Below are 15,539 nucleotides of genomic sequence, written 5' to 3'. Positions count from 1 at the left end.
GTTCTTGGGGAGCTTTGCATCAGATGTAGGGAGTGCTCCTTGGCGCCCGCATGAAATTTTCAGCCAATGCTTGCATAGCAACCCTTCTGTGTTGGTATATTGGCATGACGGTATACCAAGTGGCTGGCATCACACTCTGCTGCTGCCTGCCGAACGTTTGAGCCGGCTCACCATGCCCAACCGGCAGGCCTGCAACATGCCCTCATGGGTGACTCTGTGTACGCCGCTCTCATCAATGACGATAGGAAAAGCAATGCCTACTTATCCGAGGCACTGGAAGCACGCACTTTCCACCATCGCCTGGCCCGAAACAATCGGCTTGGGCTTTACCGGACTTGATGGCATCCAGGACGGAGCGCAGCTCCAAACAGCCGATCGGGTTGGAATTCATAGCCCTGCGGGTAAGCAATGAGCTCGGCGGCCGGCACCCCGGGCGGGCACACGGAACCTCAGGAGCTCGAGTTCGAGGAGCAGGCTGAGCGCGGAGGGATTACCACCGCCCGTCTTGGTGCTCTCGTCCCGCTGGCCCTAGGGGTGTTCGGTGTCATCGTGTCCGTCACGCTCGGCATCGGATCCTTCAGCGCACCGGGGGCAGGGCTGTGGCCGCTGGTTATCTCCTTGGCCATGGTCGCCGCCTCAGCCGCAGCTTTGCTGAAAGCCCGGCAGGATGACGACGTCGAGGCCTTCGACCGCGGCATCGTCACCGTGGGGTTCAGCGTCGCCAGCCTGGTGATCTATGCCCTGCTGCTGCCGGTTATTGGCTTCGAGATCCCGACCGTGCTGCTGCTGTTCTTCTGGATCAAGGTTTTGGGCAGGGAACGCTGGCGCACCGCGGTCACGGTGGCAGTCGTAGCCACAGCGGTGGTCTACGGGTTGTTCATCCTTATGCTCTCCGTCCCCATCCCGCATCTCTTCTAGGAAGCGACACCACAGAATGGATATTTTCAACGACGCCCTCTCCGGGTTCGACGTGGTGCTGCAGCCGGGCAACCTGCTGTTCTGCCTGATCGGCGTCACCCTCGGGATGCTGATCGGCGTGCTGCCCGGGCTCGGCCCCGCGGCAACCATCGCGATTCTGCTGCCCATCACCTACTCCATGGAGCCAGCCAGTGCCATCATCCTGTTGGCCGGCATCTTCTACGGAGCCCAGTATGGCGGCACAATCACTTCCGTTCTGCTGCGCCTGCCGGGTGAAGCCTCCAGCGTGGTTACCGCCCTGGACGGCTACCAGATGGCCCGCCAGGGACGCGCAGGGGCCGCCTTGGGCATCGCCGCCTTCGGGTCCTTCATCGGCGGCACCATCTCCATCGTGGCGCTGACCTTTCTCGCGCCTCTGGTGGCCTCCTTCGCCCTGGACTTCGGTCCGGCCGAGTACACCCTGCTGGCACTGTTAGGCATCCTGCTGGTGTCCTCACTGGGCAACGGATCGGCCCGGAAGGCGGCCGTCTCCGCGACGGTCGGATTGCTGCTGGCCACGGTGGGGCGGGACCCCGTCACGGCCGTGGGCCGCTTCACCTTCGGCTCTCATAACCTCGCCGACGGCATCGACTTTGTCATCGTAGCCATGGGCCTCTTCGGCGTCGGCGAGATCCTGTACAACATGGCCGGGCCTCCTTCGGCGACCGCCGGCACCCCTAACTTCAAGCGTGCGTTGCCCTCCCGCAGGGACTTGCGGCAGTCCGCGGGCGCTATCTCGCGTGGCTCGATCTCCGGCTTCATCCTGGGGATCCTGCCCGGCGGCGGTGCCACCGTAGCCTCGCTGGTTTCCTACGCCACGGAAAAAAAGCTTGCCCGAAATCCCGAGCGCTTCGGCAAGGGCGCGATCGAGGGCGTCGCGGGCCCCGAGACCGCCAACAACGCCGCTGCCACGAGCTCCTTCATCCCGCTGCTGACTTTGGGTATCCCCGCAAACGGCACCATGGCCATCATGTTCGGTGCCCTGCTGCTGCAGGGTATTCCGCCCGGCCCGCAGCTAATCAACGAGCATCCGGACGTCTTTTGGGGCGTAGTGAACTCGATGTACATCGGCAACGTCTTCCTGCTGCTGCTCTCCGTTCCGCTGATCGGCATCTTCGTGAAGCTGCTCAAGGTCAAGGCCACCATCCTGAACCCGATCACTGTGTTGATCACGATGATCGGGGTCTACACGGTACGCAACAGCGTCTTCGACATGTTCCTGGTCCTTGTCTTTGGCGTGATCGGCTTCCTCATGAAGAAGACCGGCTATCCGCCCGGGCCCCTGGTGCTCGCCTTCGTGTTGGGCGGGCTGCTGGAAACTTCCTTCCGGCAGTCGATGCGGCTCGCGGATGGCAGCATGGCGATCTTCGTCGGCAGCCCGATCTCCATCTCCCTGGCCGTCGGCGTCGTACTGGCGATCTTCGCGGCACCGGCGATGACGTGGGTGCTGCGGCGTCAGCAGGCGAAGACAAACAGTGCCCTGCACACCCGCGAAAAGGCCCGCCAAGACTAGGCGCAACGGCAACTGACGGCAATCCAGACGAATAGGGAACGGAATCAACAAACATGAGCATCCTCCTCGGCTACATCCCCAACGACCGCGGACACGCGGCCTTTGAGAAGTCGCTCGCCCTCGCCGCCGAACTCGGCCGCGAACTCGTGATCATGAACGCCACCGACCGTCACTCCCGCGTGGACCCCAAGCTGGCCGATGAGTCCGAACTACAGGCCCTCGTGGAGAAGGCGGCGGCGGTCGGCGTGCGGGCGCGGGCCGAGAGGCTCACCGAAACGGACGCCGCCGACGCCTTGATCGAAGCCTCCGGGACAGAGAACGTTGAGCTCCTGGTCATCGGCATCCGGCGCCGTTCCCAAGTGGGCAAGGTTCTGATGGGCAGCGATGCCCAGCGCATCCTCCTGGAAGCAGCCTGCCCTGTTCTTGCTGTCAAGGCTCGGTAGCACCGCACCCGTCCCAAAAAACACCTGCGAAGGCTTCGGGCGCCTATCTGCCCTTGCTGAAATCGACAACGTACAACGACTGCTCGCCTCCCGGGCGACTTGAAACGAAGGATCCTCATCATGGCAACCCACACCCCCCAAGAACTGGCCGACCGCCTCAAGAACGGCCTGCTCTCCTTCCCCGTCACAGCCTTCGACGCCGACCTGCTCTTTGACGAGACCCGGTACCGAGAACATCTCGCCTGGCAGGCGTCGGCGGGAGCGGCCGGGCTGTTCGCCGCCGGCGGCACCGGCGAGGGATTTTCCCTGAGCCCGGAGGAGATCAACGCAGTGGTCCGAGCAGCCGTAGCGGAGGTCGGGAATATAGTCCCCGTATTGGCCCCCGCCACCGGCCCCACCAACCAGGCCGTACGCAACGCGCAGGACGCCGAGGCCGCGGGAGCCGAGGGCCTGCTGGTGCTTCCGCCCTATCTCACCGAAGCCGACCAGCGGGGCCTGGAAGCCCACGTCGACGCGGTCTGTTCGGCCACGTCCCTCGGGGTGATCATTTACAACCGCGCAAACGCAATCTACTCCGCCGAGACTGTGATGAGACTGGCCGAAAAGCATTCCAACTTCATCGGGTTCAAGGACGGACTCGGCAACATCGAGCATCTCACGAAGGTGGTCGCGGCCAACGGTGACCGGTTGTTCTACCTGGGCGGGCTGCCGACGGCGGAGACCTTTGCCCTGCCGCTGCTGCAGCTGGGCATGAGCACCTACTCCTCCGCCATGTACAACTTCGTGCCGGAGTTCGCCCTGGATTTCTACCGCGACGTCCGCAACCAGGACCGCGGTGCCGTGACCGAGAAGCTCAACCGCTTCGTGCTCCCCTACCTGGACATCCGCGACCGGGTCAAGGGCTACGGTGTTTCCATCGTCAAGGGCGGCTTGAAGGCCGTCGGCCGCGACGCGGGTGGCGTTCGTCCGCCGCTGCAGGACCTGACCGATCAAGACCTCGCGGATCTCAAGGCCCTGATTGACGCCCACGTCTTGCAGTCCGCGTGAGGGCCCCTATCAGGAGAAAGGAGTTTACCCTCATGGACACCCAGACCATTTCATTGACAGGCCATTCGATCATCGCCGGTGAAGCCGTGACCGGTACCGGCGGCACTGTCAACGGCTTCGACCCTGCCACCAACGAAGTCCTCGAACCGGCCTACAGCCTGATCGACGCTGCCCAGCTGGCGACCGCCACTGCCGCGGCCGAGGAAGCTTTCGCCTCCTTCAGCACGCTGGAGCCGGAAACGCATGCCGCCTTCCTGGAGAAGATCGCCGAGAACATCGAAGCCGTCGGTGAAGAGCTGGTCGAACGCGCGATGGCCGAAACCGGCCTCCCCGCCGCGCGGCTGAACGGGGAACGCGGCCGCACCACCGGCCAGCTGCGCCTGTTCGCCGCGGTAATCCGCCAGGGCGACCACCGCGGGGTGCGCATCGATCCGGCCCAGCCGGACCGCCGGCCGATGCCGCGGGCGGACATCCGCCAGCGCAAGGTTCCGCTGGGCCCGGTCGCCGTTTTCGGTGCCAGCAACTTCCCGCTGGCCTTCTCCACCGCCGGAGGAGACACCGCCTCCGCCCTGGCCGCGGGCTGCCCGGTGGTGTTCAAGGCCCACAACGCCCACCCGGGCACCAGCGAAATCGTCGGGCACGCCATCGCCGACGCCGTGGCCGAGGCCGGCCTGCACCCGGGCGTGTTCTCCCTGGTCTACGGCCCCGGCGCCAGCATCGGCCAGGCCCTGGTCGCCGATCCGGCCATCAAGGCCGTCGGGTTCACCGGGTCCCGCTCCGGCGGCACCGCCCTGGTGGCCACCGCCGCGGCACGGCCGGAACCCATCCCCGTCTACGCCGAAATGAGCTCGATCAACCCGGTGTTCTTCTTCGACGGCGCGCTCAAGGGCGACCTGGACGCCCTGGCCGCGGCCTACGTCGGCTCGGTCACCGGTTCCAGCGGGCAGCTGTGCACCGCTCCCGGGCTTGCCTTCGTGCCCGCCGGCGAGGCCGGGGACGCGTTCGCGGCCGCGGTGGGCCGCGCCCTGGCCCCGGCCGCCGGCCAGACCATGCTGACCCGCGGCATCGCCGACTCCTGGACCGCCGGCGTCGACTCCCTCGGCAAGCAGGACGGGGTGGACCTGGTGGCCCGCGGCCAGGAAGGCGCCACGCAGAACGCCCCCGCCCCGGCGGTCTTCGGCACCGACGTCCGCACCTTCCTGACCAATGAGGTGCTGCACGAGGAAATCTTCGGCGCCGCCTCGCTGCTGGTCCGCTACACCTCCACCGAGGACCTGCTGGCTGCGGCCAAGCGGCTCGAAGGGCAGCTGACCGCCACCCTGCACATGACCGACGAGGACCACGCCACCGTGGCCCCGCTGCTGCCGGTGCTCGAGCGCAAGGCAGGCCGCATCCTGGCCAACGGCTGGCCGACCGGCGTCGAGGTCGGGCACGCCATGGTCCACGGCGGCCCCTTCCCGGCCACCTCCGATACCCGCACCACCTCGGTCGGCACCCTGGCGATCGAGCGGTTCCTGCGCCCGGTGGCCTACCAGAACATTCCCGATGCCCTGCTGCCGGCACCGGTGCAGCAGGAGAACCCCTGGAAGCTGAACCGCCGGATCGACGGCGCATTGGAACTGGCCGGAGAGTAACGCATGAGCAACCAACCCACCATTGCCGACGTCGAGGTGGTCCCGGTCGCCGGGCACGACTCGATGCTGCTGAACCTCTCCGGCGCGCACGGGCCGTTCTTCACCCGCAACGTGGTCATCGTGACCGACTCCGACGGCCGCACCGGCCTGGGCGAAGTCCCCGGCGGGGAGAAAATCCGCACCACCATCGAAGACGCCGGCGCCCTGGTCACCGGCCGCCCGGTGGCCCGCTTCCGCAGCCTGCTGCGGGAAATCGCCGCGGCCTTCGCCGACCGCGACGCCGGCGGCCGCGGGCTGCAGACCTTCGACCTGCGCACCACCGTGCACGCCGTGACCGCGATCGAATCCGCTTTGCTGGATTTGCACGGCCAGTTCCTGGGCGTTCCCGTGGCCGAACTCCTGGGCGACGGCCAACAGCGTGACGCGGTGCCGATGCTCGGCTACCTCTTCTACGTGGGCAACCCGGACGCCACCGACCTGCCGTACCTGCGCGAACCCCACGGCGCGGACGACTGGGAACGGGTGCGCCGCGAAGAAGCCATGACCCCGGAGGCCGTGGTCCGCCTGGCCGAAGCCGCGCAGGCCCGCTACGGCTTCCAGGACTTCAAGCTCAAGGGCGGCGTCCAAGCCGGGGACCTGGAAGTCGACGCGGTCACCGCGCTCAAACAGCGGTTCCCCGACGCCCGGATCACGCTGGACCCGAACGGCGGCTGGCTGCTGCAGGACGCCATCCGGCTGGGCAAGCGCATGCAGGCCGTGGTGGCGTACGCCGAGGACCCCTGCGGCGCCGAAGGCAAGTTCTCCGGCCGCGAAGTCATGGCCGAGTTCCGCCGCGCCACCGGACTGCAGACCGCCACGAACATGATCGCCACCGACTGGCGCGAAATGGCCCACGCAGTGCGCACCAACGCCGTCGACATTCCGCTGGCCGATCCGCACTTCTGGACCATGGCCGGCTCCGTCCGCGTGGCACAACTGTGCCACGAGTTCGGTCTGACCTGGGGCTCGCACTCAAACAACCACTTCGACATCTCGCTGGCCATGTTCACCCAGGCCGGCGCCGCCGCCCCGGGCGAAATCACCGCGCTGGACACGCACTGGATCTGGCAGGACGGCCAAGGCCTGACCAAGGAACCGCTGCTGATCCGCGACGGCGAGATCAAGGTTCCGCAGGCCCCCGGCCTCGGGATCGAACTGGACCGCGAACGCCTGGCCGAGGCCAACGCCCTCTACTTGGAACACGGCCTCGGCGCCCGCGACGATGCCGCCGCCATGCAGTACCTGGTGCCCGGCTGGGAGTTCGATCCCAAGCGCCCCTGCCTGGTCCGCTAGTACCCGCCGCCCGCCCCGCACCCCGCGGGGCAGGCGGTCTTTTCTGATCCTCGCCCGCAGGTGGCTGGGCACGGTCGGAGCCCGGGCCTCGCTGCAGCTGTCTTGGTTAAGGGCTTCGTTCTCCGACCCTCGATACTGCGGAACGGCTCAGCGGTTGACAAAGCCCCCGAGTAAGACGGATCTGCCGAAAGATTTTTCCGCGAAACCATCTCTCCCCACCCAAATGTTGGTATATTGGTGTGACGGTATACCAAGCAAGCGCCTCGGGCAGCGCGAACCGACTGCCCCGAAATTGACATTCAAGCCACACCTGATCAATGACGATAGGAAACGCAATGACTAATCCCCTGAAGTCCCTGAAGCGGACCGCCCTGCCCCTGACCTTGGGCCTCGTCTCCCTCGTAGCCATTTCTGGATGCGGTGGGGTCCAAGCCTCCGGTGCTGGCGACTTTCCCACCAAAGAGGTCACCCTCGTGGCACCCTTCAGCGCCGGCGGAAGCACCGATCTCACCGCCAGGGCGTTGGCCGAGTCCATGAAGGAGCCCCTCGGGAAGAGCGTGGTGGTCGAGAACCTGCCGGGGGCCAACGGCGGCGTGGGCACCGAGAACGCACTCAATCGGGCTCCTGACGGGTACTCCTCATTGCTTGCATCCCAATCGCTCTACTCCATCACGCCCCTGTTCTTGGAGGACGCCGCGACTACCGGCCTGGATGACATGGAGATCGTGGCCCCGGTGAGCGAAGAGGGTTATGCCTTGGTCGTCAACGCTGACTCGCCGTACAAGGACCTGCCGACCCTGCTGGCCAAGGATTCCATCCGCTATGCCACCTCTGGCGTCGGCAGCGGTGCCCAATTCTCCTCTGCCGGATTGTTCGCCCTTGCGGGCGCCAACGCCGTGGACGTCCCCTTCGACGGCGGCGCCCCTGCCGTGACCTCCGTCCTCGGCAAGCACACCGACGCGGTGACGGCCCAGATCGCGGAGGTGATGCCGCGCATCAAGGACGGCAGCCTCCGCCCGCTGGCAGTGTTCTCCATGGAACGCGAGAAGATGCTGCCGGAGGTGCCCACCGCCAAGGAGCTGGGCTATGACTTCTCCGTGGTGCAGCGCCGCTGGATCGCGGTACCCAAGGACACCCCGGAAGAGGTCGTCGAGACGCTGCGGACCGCCGTTGAGGCAGCCAAGGACTCGGAGTCCTTCCAGGAGTTCACGGCCACGTCCTTCATTGCCGAGTGGGACGTCGAGCCCACAGAGATTCGAAAGATCGTGGACCAGGACACGCGCAAGTACGAACAGCTGACCCAAGAGTTCGGTATCGGTAAGTCTAAGTAAGGGCCGCTGGTGCCGCCGAGAAGGACGAGGGAAGAAGGACTGACATGCACGCTTATCCGGCCGAACGGCTGAGGGAACAGATAAGGGTTCTCTTGCGCCGGTGGGGAATGCCCGAGGAGAACGTCGACACGACTGCCGAAGCGATGGTTGATGCCGACCTGTCCGGCATCGACTCCCACGGAATCTCGATGCTGATGAATTACGACTCGCTGATGCAGCAGCGCAAGATGAACATGCAGGCGCAGACACGGATCGTCACCGAGACCCCGGCCGTGGCAGTGCTCGATGCCGACGCCGGACTCGGCCACCCCGTGGCCGTCCAGGCAGTGGACATGGCCATCACCAAGGCACGCACCCTCGGCATTGGCGCGGTAGGGGTACGCAACTCCCACCACTTCGGCGCCACCGGGTACTACGTGCGCCGGGCCGCGGAACAAGGGCTGATCGGCCTGGCCACAACAACCGCCCGGGTCCTCTCCGTCATCCCGACCGGCGGCGCCACGCCGGCGCTGAGCACGAATCCAATCGCTTTCGCCGCACCGACGCGGGACGGGAATCCGTTCGTGCTGGACATGTCGACCAGCACCGTGGCCATGAACAAGGTCAAGGCCTACGCCCTCAAACAGGAAGACATCCCGCCCGGGTGGGTGATCGACGAGGCCGGGCGTCCGGTCACCGACTCGGCTGCCGCCTTCGACTACTTGCGTTCCCGCGCCGAGGGCGGACTCGTGCCGCTGGGCGGATCCACCACCCGCAGCGGCGGGCACAAGGGGTACGGGCTGTCGCTGATGGTGCAGATCCTCAGCGCCGCCCTGTCGGCGGCAGCCCTGCCCGGCGGCGGCTCCGAGCACGGAGACAACATTGGACACTTCTTCCTGGTGATCGACCCGGAGACCTTCAATCCCGGCGGCGGCACCGCCGGCTATACCTCCGACCTCATCGACATGATGCATGCCACGCAACCCCTGAACCCCGATATGCCGGTACTCGTGCCCGGAGAGCCCGAAGCCGCCGCCCGGAAAACCCGGCAGCGCGAGGGCGTCCCCTTGCCGCAGCTGCTCCTGGCTGCCATTCGTGAAGTGTGCGATCGCAACAACGTGCCGTTCCTCCTCCAGCCCGAGGAGGCGGCGGCATGAGCGACTACACCTACTGCGTGATCGGCGGGGGCATTGTCGGCTTGGCAACGGCCCACCAGCTGCTGTCCCGCAATCCCGACGCCTCGTTGCTGCTCCTGGAGGCCGAGGAGATTTTGGCCAAGCACCAGACGGGCCACAACAGCGGCGTCATCCACTCCGGCATCTACTACGAACCCGGCAGCCTCAAGGCCCGTTTCAGCAAGGCCGGGGCGCAGCAGACAAAAGAATTTTGCCGCGAGCACGGGATCCCCTTCGACGAGTGCGGCAAGCTCCTGGTCGCCACCAACGAACTTGAAGCGTCGCGTCTGGAAGCCTTGGAAACACGCGCCGCCGTTCATGGTTTGGAGGCCCACCGCCTGAACCGGCAGGAGCTGCAGGAACGCGAACCCAATGTCGCCGGGACCGGGGCGCTCCTCATTCCAAGCACCGGCATCGTCGACTACACGCAGGTCGCAGGCAAACTCGCCGAGCTCATTACTGCCGCCGGTGGGGTCGTGCGCACGGGCACCCGGGTGCTCGGCATCGCAGAGACCCGGGAGAACGTCCAGATCCAAACGGCCGCCGGGAGCACCACGTGCGACCAGCTCGTGGTTTGCGCCGGGCTGCAGGCCGACCGAATGGCCGAGATGGCCGGCCTGCGGCCCGACGTCCAGATCGTCCCTTTCCGGGGCGAGTACTTCCGGCTCCCTGACTCGAAGTCCAACTACGTACAGCACCTCATTTACCCGGTACCGGATCCCGAGCTGCCCTTCCTGGGTGTGCATCTCAGCCCCACTATCGGAGGGGAAATCACGGTCGGCCCCAGCGCCGTACTCGGCCTGGCACGGGAGGGCTACCCCAAGTTCTCCTTCAACCTCCGCGACACGGCCCGCATGTTGGCGTTCCCCGGCCTCTGGCACGTCGCCCGCGCCAACGTCGCCACCGGGGCCCGAGAAGTATTGAACTCCTTGTTCAAGGCCAGCTATCTGAGGGAGTGCCGCAAGTACGCCCCCGCCCTGACCAAAGCGGACCTGCTCCCCTATGAAGCAGGCATCCGGGCTCAGGCGGTGCGCCGGGACGGGACCCTTCTGCATGACTTCCTGCTCTCCGAAACACCCCGCATGGTGCACGTGCTGAACGCGCCTTCACCGGCAGCCACGGCTGCGCTGCCGATTGGGGAGCATCTCGCTGCCCGGGTGGCCGAACACACCGCTCAACAAACTATGTAGGCCACGGAGCCATGCCGCCGTGCTACGCCAAACCTAATTTATTCGACGACCACCATAATGCCCGATGACTTATCCGGCTCCCGCCCCTGCCGGACGAGAAAGATAGGAAAAACCCATGACGACCGACACTGCATCCGCCACAGGGACCGGCCTTAGCGAGGAGGCCCGCGCGGCGCTGACCGTGGTCAGCACCGCGACACTGACCACGCAGTTGATGGATCGCGGCCTCAGGAACACCTTCCTGGAAGGGTTGGGTGCGCTGAACCCGAATCGCCACCGAATGGTTGGCGAAGCGTTCACCATGCGTTGCATCCCCGCACGCGAGGATCTCGACGTCCTGTCGGTTTTCCAGGACTATGACCATCCCCAGCGCAAGGCCGTCGAGTCGGTGAGCCCGGGAAGCGTCCTGGTCATCGACGCGCGCGGCCAGAAACGCGCCGCTTCGCTGGGCCACATCCTCGCCACACGCCTGCTCCGCCGCGGCGCGGCCGGTATCGTTACCGACGGCAGTGTGCGTGACGCAGCGGGGTTCGAGGCACTCGACCTGCCCACCTTCGCTGCCGGCAGCTCCCCCACCACCAACCTTGCCCAGCACCACGTTGTGGATATGCAGCTGCCCGTCAGTTGTGCCGAGGTGGCGGTCTACCCCGGAGACATTATGGTCGGAGACCGGGACGGGGTGATCTGTATTCCCCGCCACCTGGTTGAAGAGGTCGCCCGCGACGCTGTGGAGCAGGAGCATCTGGAAGAATTCATCCTTGAGCAGATCGAGAGCGGACGACCGCTGCGGGGTACCTACCCCCCGGACGCTCAAATGCGTGAGGCGTACCGGCAGTCCCGTGGGCGACGCTGACACGCGGCCGCCCTGCAACGCGAAAGGAACCTCACCATAATGACATCCCCCGGATCAGCAACCGCGAACCAGCTACCTCCCTTGGGCCTGTCAACCAACCGTTCCGACCTGGTCGTCGAATCGATCAAGACCGCTATCCTCTCCGGCCAACTCGCACCGGAGGAGGTACTGGTCGAGCGGCGCATAGCCGACCAGCTGGGCATCTCCAAGACCCCGGTACGTGAGGCACTGATCGTACTCATGCGCTCCGGTCTTGTCACAGTCGCCCCGAGGCGCGGCGTGTGTGTACGCCGGCTCAGCATCCGGGAGGTGCGCCACATCTATGAAGAGCGCGTGCTGCTGGAGCCCTGGGCCATCGCCCACGCCCGCGGACCGCACCCCGACTTTTCCTCCGCAGCCCAAGCTTTGGACGACGTCGAGCGGCACCGCGTCAACGGGGACACCGCCGCCAGCGCCCTCGCCAACCGCAGGTTCCACCGGGCCATGTACGCCCAGTGTGACAACGGATTCATCGTTGAATCCCTCGACCGGCTCCAAGACCTCACGGCGCTGGCCGCCGCAAGCGTGCTGTGGGAGAAGTGGCCCACCAGCGACAAAGAGTTCTCGGAGCACCGCGCCATCCACGATGCCGCCCACGCCGGCCACCTGGACAAGGCCGCAAACCTCATGCGCAGCCACATCCAGGCGTCAATCTCACGTCTCCTCGACGAAGAAGCCGCAGAGGACCCGCCGTCCCCAGCGACCGGACAACAGCGGTGAGGGAAACAGCGCTGGGTCCGGTAGTGGTCACCACTCCGAGCTTCGGGTTGTACTCGGACGCCCCTTGGCAAGCCATCGCGGCCGAGGGCCTCGACGTACGCCGCTCCCGAGTCAAAGGTCCGCTGTCCGCTGCTCAACTAAGGGATGAGGTCTCCGAGGCCGCCGCGCTCATCGTTGGCGTAGACCGCGTCGATGCCTCGGTTATTGCCTCGGCTCCACACCTCAAAGTGATCGGTAAACACGGGGTCGGCGTGGACAACATCGACCTGCAGGCTGCGGCGGAGGCCGGCGTCACAGTTGTGCGGACCCCCGGTGCAAACTCGCGCGCCGTCGCCGACCTGACGTTGGCTCTTCTACTGGCCGGGGCCCGAAAGGTGACCGAGGCGGACCGTACGCTCCGGGCGGGCGCTTGGAACCAACTCTTCGGGCGGGAACTGTTCGGCCGGTCCCTCGGACTGATCGGGTTCGGTCAGATCGGGCGCGAAGTAGCCCGGCGCGCGAACGGCTTCGGCCTCGAGGTTCTAGCCTTCGACCCGTTCCTTCCCGACAGCGTTTTCTCTGACGCAGGAGTCCGTCGCTGCGCTCTCGCTGAAGTCTTCCGGGACAGTGACTTCGTCAGCCTGCATGCGCCGATGCCTCCCGACGGTACACCTGTCCTGACCCGGGATGTCCTGGAAAGCATGAAGCCGGGAGTGGGAGTGATAAACACTTCTCGGGGTGGCCTGATCGACAGTTCGGCGGCCGCCGATCTGCTCCTAAGCGGCCACTTGAGCTTCCTGGCCTCCGACGCCTTCGAAGAAGAGCCGATACCGCAGGACCACCCTCTGTTGAAGGCGCCGAACACCGTACTCACCCCGCACATCGGCGCCTGCAGCGACGGGGCAAACGCCGCCATGGGCGCCGCCGTCGTCCGCGACGTCGCCCGGGTGCTGCGCGGGGAACAGCCCGACCACCCGATACTGCCGACCATTCCACGACGATAAGGACCCGAAATGCCCGCACGTCACGAGAACGGAAAAACGTCCCAAGCACGGATCCTCCAGGTGGGACCCCTCCTCCCGGCCTTGGAGGAGACTCTGTACGCCCGGTACCCCGTGGTCCGGCTGCCGGAGACGGGGACCGGCACGTTCGTTCACGAACACCGTCACAGCATCACCGCAGCGGTCACGTCCGCCACCGTCGGGGTCGACGCGGACCTGATGGCCGCGCTGCCCGGGCTGAAAGCCATCGTGAACTTCGGCGTGGGCTACGACACGACAGATGTCGCAGCGGCCAGGGCGCGGGGCATCGCGGTAAGCAACACCCCCGACGTCCTCACGGACTGCGTAGCGGACATTGCTGTCGGCCTGTTGATCGATGTCTTCCGCGGCATTTCCGCAGCCGACCGATTCGTCCGCCGCGGGGAGTGGACGAACGCGAGGTATCCCCTCACGACCAAGGTCAGCAGCAAGCGGATCGGAATCCTCGGCCTTGGACGTATTGGACAGGCAATCGCCAAACGGCTCGAAGGCTTCGACATCCGGGTCTCGTACCACAGCCGGTCACCCGTGCAGGGTGTCCCCTACACGTATGTCGACTCGGTGCTGGAACTGGCCCGGAGCAGCGATGCGATCATCGTGGCGGCATCCGGGGGGCCGGACACGGCCGGACTGGTGTCCCGGCAGGTGCTCGCGGCACTGGGCCCGAACGGATACCTGATCAACGTCGCCCGGGGTTCCCTCGTGGACCAGAAAGCCCTGGTTGAAGCGCTCACTTCCAGCACTATCGCCGGCGCGGGACTCGACGTCTTCGCCACGGAACCCTCCGTCCCGGAAGAGCTGCTCTCCCTCGACAACGTCGTGTTACTTCCGCATATGGCCAGCGGAACCCGCGAAACCCGCCAGGCAATGGCAGACCTGGTCCTGGCCAACCTCGACACGTTCATGAGCAGTGGAGAACTGGTGACCCCCGTGTAGGGGTGCCCCCATATAAGCTCAAAACGTTCCGCAGGAACACAAAGGTTGGGTGACGGACGCACTCCGCCCTTACTCAAGCCACTGGGGGCAGCGCTGAACTTTTTGATCAAACGTGGGTGCCTGGGCGTTGCGCAGCCTCCCACCGCGCCTTACGATCGTTCGCGCTGCTCGCGGGCGGCCGGGGCGGTCAGCAGCGAGGCGACCATCACCGCGGCCACGGCGAGCAGGGCGTTGCGGAGGCCCACCTGTTCGCCCAGGAAGCCGAGGAACGGCGGTCCGGCCAGGAACGCGACATAGCCCAGGGTCGAGACCACCGACACCCGTCCCGCGGCCCGGGCCGGATCGTCCGCGGCCGCGGACATGCCCATGGGAAAGCCCAGCGCCGCGCCGGCGCCCCAGAGCACGGCCCCGGCGAAGGCCAGCGGAAGGTTCGGCGCCAGCACGAAGAGCAGCAGGCCGGCCAGGGCCGTGCCGAGGCTGACCCGCAGCACGGCCACGCGTCCCCAGCGGTCGATGAACCGCCCGCCGGCCAGGCGCAGCAGCGTCATGGCGGCCACGAAGACCCCGAACATGACCGCACCCGTCGCCTCGGTGGCACCGAGCCCGACGACGGTGGCCTGGGCGATCCAGTCGTTGGCGGCGCCCTCGGTCAGGGCGGCCCCGAGGACGACGACGCCGATCAGCACCGTGCGCCGTTCCCGCCAGGCGGCGAAGCGGCCGGGGCGGGCCGCGCCGTCGTCGTCATGCTGGGGCCGGTGGGGCAGGAAGGCCCGCGGCACCACCCACGTGGCGGCCGCGACCACGACCGCGAGCACCGCCAGATGCGCGGCCAGCGAAACCCCGAGCACGGAGAGCCAGGCGCCGACCATGGCTCCGGCGAACGCGCCAAGGCTGAAGGCGGCGTGGAACTTCGGCATGATCGTGCGCAGCAGTTTCCGCTCCACGTCGGCGCCTTCGATGTTCTGCGCCACGTCCCACCAGGCCACGCCCACGCCGTAGCAGAACAGCGCCGCGGCGGCGGCGGGAAAGGAGCCGGACGCCAGCGCGGCGGCGAGTCCGGCCGCGCTGACGGCCGCGATCAGCCCGCCGGCCCGGACGCTGTTGGCCGTGCCGATCCTGGCGGCAAGCGGGCCGGCCAGGGGCAGCGAGATGACCGAGCCGAGGCCGAGGGCCAGCAGCAGCGCGCCGATGCTGCCGGCGCTGATGTCCAGCGTCGCCGCGGCCGCCGGGATGCGGGCCGCCCAGCTGGCGAAGACCAGCCCGTTGAGCCCGAAGATGGCGAAGGTCGCGTAGGTGGCGGCCCGAAGCGGGCGGGTCTGATCGCCGGCCGGGCGCTGTCTTGCCTCGCCGCGCGGTGCACCGGGCCGGCGC

General features: G+C 66.7%; 14 protein-coding genes. 13 read left to right on the top strand and 1 reads right to left on the bottom strand.

Features of this window, described 5'->3' with window-relative positions; translation table 11 throughout:
• Positions 1–408: 408 nt before the first annotated feature.
• The 13 genes from AC5RVG_RS08445 (at position 409) to AC5RVG_RS08385 (ending at position 14,168) form a co-directional block, all read left to right on the top strand.
• On the top strand, positions 409–918 hold the full coding sequence (locus AC5RVG_RS08445) for a tripartite tricarboxylate transporter TctB family protein (RefSeq protein ID WP_494013479.1): 510 nt from the start codon (positions 409–411) through the stop codon (positions 916–918).
• Positions 919–934: 16 nt separating this feature from the next.
• Entirely contained in the window at positions 935–2,470 is a 1,536-nt protein-coding gene (locus AC5RVG_RS08440; RefSeq protein ID WP_494013478.1) for a tripartite tricarboxylate transporter permease, read from the top strand.
• Positions 2,471–2,523: 53 nt separating this feature from the next.
• Entirely contained in the window at positions 2,524–2,913 is a 390-nt protein-coding gene (locus tag AC5RVG_RS08435; RefSeq protein ID WP_494013477.1) for a universal stress protein, read from the top strand.
• A 120-nt stretch (positions 2,914–3,033) separates the two neighbouring features.
• Positions 3,034–3,960, top strand: coding sequence for a 5-dehydro-4-deoxyglucarate dehydratase (gene kdgD, locus AC5RVG_RS08430; RefSeq protein ID WP_494013476.1), 927 nt, complete (start codon positions 3,034–3,036; stop codon positions 3,958–3,960).
• Positions 3,961–3,992: 32 nt separating this feature from the next.
• Positions 3,993–5,594, top strand: coding sequence for an aldehyde dehydrogenase (NADP(+)) (locus tag AC5RVG_RS08425; RefSeq protein WP_494013475.1), 1,602 nt, complete (start codon positions 3,993–3,995; stop codon positions 5,592–5,594).
• Between the two features lie 3 nt (positions 5,595–5,597).
• On the top strand, positions 5,598–6,926 hold the full coding sequence (locus tag AC5RVG_RS08420) for an enolase C-terminal domain-like protein (RefSeq protein ID WP_494013474.1): 1,329 nt from the start codon (positions 5,598–5,600) through the stop codon (positions 6,924–6,926).
• Between the two features lie 335 nt (positions 6,927–7,261).
• Positions 7,262–8,257 (top strand): Bug family tripartite tricarboxylate transporter substrate binding protein, encoded by a 996-nt coding sequence (locus tag AC5RVG_RS08415; RefSeq protein ID WP_494013473.1) that lies wholly within the window; start codon positions 7,262–7,264, stop codon positions 8,255–8,257.
• Between the two features lie 44 nt (positions 8,258–8,301).
• The gene (locus AC5RVG_RS08410; RefSeq protein ID WP_494013472.1) at positions 8,302–9,393 is read left to right on the top strand and encodes an Ldh family oxidoreductase; all 1,092 of its coding nucleotides are present in this window, start codon (positions 8,302–8,304) and stop codon (positions 9,391–9,393) included.
• Positions 9,390–10,601, top strand: a complete 1,212-nt coding sequence (gene lhgO, locus AC5RVG_RS08405; protein ID WP_494013471.1) for an L-2-hydroxyglutarate oxidase — start codon at positions 9,390–9,392, stop codon at positions 10,599–10,601. Before AC5RVG_RS08410 ends, lhgO begins: the two co-directional genes overlap by 4 nt.
• Positions 10,602–10,716: 115 nt before the next feature.
• Entirely contained in the window at positions 10,717–11,454 is a 738-nt protein-coding gene (locus AC5RVG_RS08400; protein ID WP_494013470.1) for a ribonuclease activity regulator RraA, read from the top strand.
• A 39-nt stretch (positions 11,455–11,493) separates the two neighbouring features.
• Complete coding sequence (locus tag AC5RVG_RS08395; RefSeq protein ID WP_494013469.1) at positions 11,494–12,213, top strand: GntR family transcriptional regulator; 720 nt, start codon at positions 11,494–11,496, stop codon at positions 12,211–12,213.
• Complete coding sequence (locus tag AC5RVG_RS08390; protein ID WP_494013468.1) at positions 12,210–13,196, top strand: phosphoglycerate dehydrogenase; 987 nt, start codon at positions 12,210–12,212, stop codon at positions 13,194–13,196. Before AC5RVG_RS08395 ends, AC5RVG_RS08390 begins: the two co-directional genes overlap by 4 nt.
• Before the next feature lie 9 nt (positions 13,197–13,205).
• Positions 13,206–14,168, top strand: coding sequence for a 2-hydroxyacid dehydrogenase (locus AC5RVG_RS08385; RefSeq protein WP_494013467.1), 963 nt, complete (start codon positions 13,206–13,208; stop codon positions 14,166–14,168).
• 149 nt (positions 14,169–14,317) lie between these two features.
• Here the strand turns inward: AC5RVG_RS08385 and AC5RVG_RS08380 are convergent, their stop codons facing one another.
• A complete protein-coding gene (locus AC5RVG_RS08380) occupies positions 14,318–15,445 on the bottom strand; it encodes an MFS transporter (RefSeq protein WP_494013770.1) in 1,128 nt (375 codons plus the stop codon).
• Positions 15,446–15,539: the final 94 nt, after the last annotated feature.

Source organism: Arthrobacter senegalensis (assembly GCF_059091765.1).
The sequence above is the reverse complement of the archived record's forward strand: the minus strand, read 5'-3'. Positions and strand labels throughout refer to the sequence as shown.

Coding starts and splice junctions, on each gene's coding strand:
- AC5RVG_RS08425 (WP_494013475.1), top strand. CDS start 3,993: ATGGACACCCAGACCATTTCATTGACAGGCCATTCGATCATCGCCGGT.
- AC5RVG_RS08400 (WP_494013470.1), top strand. CDS start 10,717: ATGACGACCGACACTGCATCCGCCACAGGGACCGGCCTTAGCGAGGAG.
- AC5RVG_RS08410 (WP_494013472.1), top strand. CDS start 8,302: ATGCACGCTTATCCGGCCGAACGGCTGAGGGAACAGATAAGGGTTCTC.
- lhgO (WP_494013471.1), top strand. CDS start 9,390: ATGAGCGACTACACCTACTGCGTGATCGGCGGGGGCATTGTCGGCTTG.
- AC5RVG_RS08440 (WP_494013478.1), top strand. CDS start 935: ATGGATATTTTCAACGACGCCCTCTCCGGGTTCGACGTGGTGCTGCAG.
- kdgD (WP_494013476.1), top strand. CDS start 3,034: ATGGCAACCCACACCCCCCAAGAACTGGCCGACCGCCTCAAGAACGGC.
- AC5RVG_RS08385 (WP_494013467.1), top strand. CDS start 13,206: ATGCCCGCACGTCACGAGAACGGAAAAACGTCCCAAGCACGGATCCTC.
- AC5RVG_RS08435 (WP_494013477.1), top strand. CDS start 2,524: ATGAGCATCCTCCTCGGCTACATCCCCAACGACCGCGGACACGCGGCC.
- AC5RVG_RS08420 (WP_494013474.1), top strand. CDS start 5,598: ATGAGCAACCAACCCACCATTGCCGACGTCGAGGTGGTCCCGGTCGCC.
- AC5RVG_RS08445 (WP_494013479.1), top strand. CDS start 409: ATGAGCTCGGCGGCCGGCACCCCGGGCGGGCACACGGAACCTCAGGAG.
- AC5RVG_RS08415 (WP_494013473.1), top strand. CDS start 7,262: ATGACTAATCCCCTGAAGTCCCTGAAGCGGACCGCCCTGCCCCTGACC.
- AC5RVG_RS08395 (WP_494013469.1), top strand. CDS start 11,494: ATGACATCCCCCGGATCAGCAACCGCGAACCAGCTACCTCCCTTGGGC.